This is a genomic window from Nocardia sp. NPDC001965, from assembly GCF_053594175.1.
In genome coordinates this window covers 1-3,062 of sequence record NZ_JBSFDZ010000088.1, presented here as the reverse complement: position 1 = coordinate 3,062, position 3,062 = coordinate 1, and the positions used below count along the sequence as shown (strand labels likewise).

Genomic DNA, 3,062 nt, shown 5'->3' with positions numbered 1-3,062 from the left:
TCAGGCCTCGAGACTCGAGCCTTCGGCTCATGCGCTTTCGAGGCCTGAACGGCGAGACGGGCCTCAACCCTTTGAGGTGTCTCGTAAAACTCGACTCACACAGGTTACGTCGGTGATCGACGGCCGAGACAGGTGGTGGTGTGGGCGGATGCCGGCCCGAACTTCACCCTTTCGTTCGGCCGGGCAGGGCGGCGATGCGACCTTCCGGAGGCGAGTCGCGGTAGCCGGGCCGGCCTCGGTTCCGCAGCGACGAGGCAGAGCGGCGCAGCGACCGGCCACAAGGGTAGGGAACGCGGGTCACGAATACCCCGGACCAGAGCACCCGCAGGCAGCACAGTGAACACAGCCGGACCCGCCCGGTCCCGGAGTCACAGAGCGAAGGAGCACGGCCACCGACCGCCGGAGTGAAAACCCAGGGCCACGAGGCCCCGACCTCACTCAAAGCGGAGCCCACCACAAAGGCGGGGCCCGCCCCGGGTCTGGAGCGACGGAGCGAAGCGGAGGAAGCACAGGAGGGAAGAACCAGAGTCACGAGGCCCCCACCTCACCCAAAGCGGAGCCCACCACAAAGGCGGGGCCCGCCCCGGGTCTGGACTGACGGAGCGGGGGAGCGAAGCGGAGGAGCGGAGGAGGGAAGACCCGGGGTCACGAGGGCCCCGCCCGCGACGCCGAAGGCGACGCCATAAATACAGACCCGGGGTCACGAGGGCCCCGCCCGCGACGCCGAAGGCGGCGCAAATATACACAGCACATAAGCTCGGCTGCGTGACACAGCTGACCGCACCGCGCCGTAGCCCGGCCTGGCGGCCGCCGCGCACTTGGTCGAGCCCGGCCCCATTGCGGCCCGCACCTGATTTCGGTCCGACCGATACCGCGCGCGGTTGGGTGGTCACCCTGTTTCTGACGGTGATCGCGGCCATCACCCGCTTCACCATGCTCAATTATCCGACCGACGCCGGAACGCCGGTGTTCGACGAGAAGCATTACGCGCCGCAGGGCTGGCAGTTCCTCACCGGTGGGATCGAGGACAACCCCGGTTACGGGCTGGTGGTTCATCCGCCGGTCGGGAAGCAGATGATCGCTGTCGGGGAGGCGCTGTTCGGCTACAACGGCTGGGGCTGGCGGTTTTCCGCAGCGCTGGCCGGGACCGTGCTGATTCTGCTGGTCATCCGGATCGTCCGGCGGTTGACGCGTTCGACGATGCTGGGGGCGCTCGCGGGGATCATGCTGATCGCGGACGGGACGACGTTCGTGTCGTCACGGATCGGGATGCTCGATATTTTCATCACTGTTTTCGTCACCGCCGCTTTCGGCTGTCTGATCGTCGATCGCGATCAGATGCGGGCCCGGCTGGCGCGGGCCGACGCCGAGGGCCGGATCGACGAAACTCCGTGGGGGCCGCGTCTGGGCGTGCGTTGGTGGCGATTCGGTGCCGGGGTACTGCTGGGGCTGTCGTGTGGAACCAAATGGTCCGGTTTGTATTTCATCGCCGCGTTCGGGCTGATGAGCGTTCTGTTCGACCTGTTCGCGCGTCGTACCTACGGTGTCCGCAAACCGCTGTACGGCACCGCTGTCCGCGATCTGGGTCCTGCCCTGTATGCGCTGGTGTTGATCCCGCTGGGCGTGTATCTGGCCAGTTACGCCGCCTGGTTCCGCAGCGAGACAGGGGTCTACCGGTATATGGCGGGTAACCCGTCGGCTCCCGAGGACGGGATCGGTACCGGCGGGTTCTGGTCGCATCTGGTGCCCGATGCCTTCCGTTCGCTGTGGTATTTCCATTCCCGCACCCTCACGTTCCATTCCGAACTCACCAATTCCGCCGGTAACCATCACCCGTGGGAGTCCAAACCGTGGACCTGGCCGATGGGGTTGCGGCCGATGCTGTACTACTACGCCGACGACGGAGTAACCGGCTGCGGGCAGACCGAATGCGTGAAAGCCGTCATGCTGGTCGGCACCCCGGCCCTGTGGTGGGTCGCGCTTCCGGTGTTGGCGTGGGGAATCTGGCGCTGGGTCGTGCGCCGCGACTGGCGGTACGCGGCCGTGCTCACGGCCTACGGTGCGGCGCTGCTGCCCTGGTTCCTGACCTTGGACCGGCAGATGTACTACTTCTACGCGGTCACCTTGGCCCCCTTCTTGGTGATGGCAGTCGCACTCGTACTCGGCGACATACTCGGGACTGCCAGACGCCCGGTCGCCCGCGGACCGGGCGGCATGTTCCTCCCCGCCGAACCCAGCGAACGCCACAGTCTCGGCCTGCTGGTGGTCTGTCTCTACCTCGGCCTGGTGATCACGAACTTCATCTGGTTGTGGCCGATCCTCACCGGGCTACCGATCACCACGTCCAACTGGCAGCACCACCTCTGGTTACCGAGCTGGAGATGAGCTGAGTTCATTTGCGCCGCCTCCGGCGTCGCGTGTCGGGGCCCTATTAGCACCGGTTCTTCACTCCGCCGCTCAGTCGCTGCGCTCCTTCGCTCTGTCGCTCCAGAACCGGGGCGGGCTGTGTTTACCTGCGCCGCCTGCGGCGTCGCTGTCGGGGCCCTCGTGACCCCGGTTCTTCACTCCGGCACTCAGTCGCTGCGCTCCTTCGCTCTGTCGCTCCAGAACCGGGGCGGGCTGTGTTTACCTGCGCCGCCTGCGGCGTCGCTGTCGGGGCCCTCGTGACCCCGGTTCTTCACTCCGGCACTCAGTCGCTGCGCTCCTTCGCTCTGTCGCTCCAGAACCGGGGCGGGCCCCGACCACAGATGCCGGCCGTCCGGGAGTAGATACATGGTGTGGATGAGCATGCCGACGATCCGGAGTAGCAATAGACAAGGGCGCATGCCGACCCACCCGGAGTAGCTGGAACTCCCGGGTCCGCATGCCCACCATCCGGCAGCAGAACTGAAGGTCCGCATGCCGACCTGTACACACAGCGGGTCCGCATGCAGACCGGGCCGTCGATGCCACCGCAACCCGCATGCGTCGAGTTTTACGAGACACCTCGAAGGGTTGAGGCCCGTCTCGCCGTTCAGGCCTCGAAGCGCATGCGCCGAAGGCGCGAGTCCCGAGGCCTGAAC

At 66.6% G+C, this 3,062-nt stretch carries 1 protein-coding gene; it reads left to right on the top strand.

Annotated elements, in window-relative coordinates; all coding sequences use genetic code 11:
• The first annotated feature begins 765 nt into the window (after positions 1 to 765).
• A complete protein-coding gene (locus ACWCPQ_RS34965) occupies positions 766 to 2,385 on the top strand; it encodes a dolichyl-phosphate-mannose--protein mannosyltransferase (RefSeq protein WP_449907445.1) in 1,620 nt (539 codons plus the stop codon).
• Positions 2,386 to 3,062: the final 677 nt, after the last annotated feature.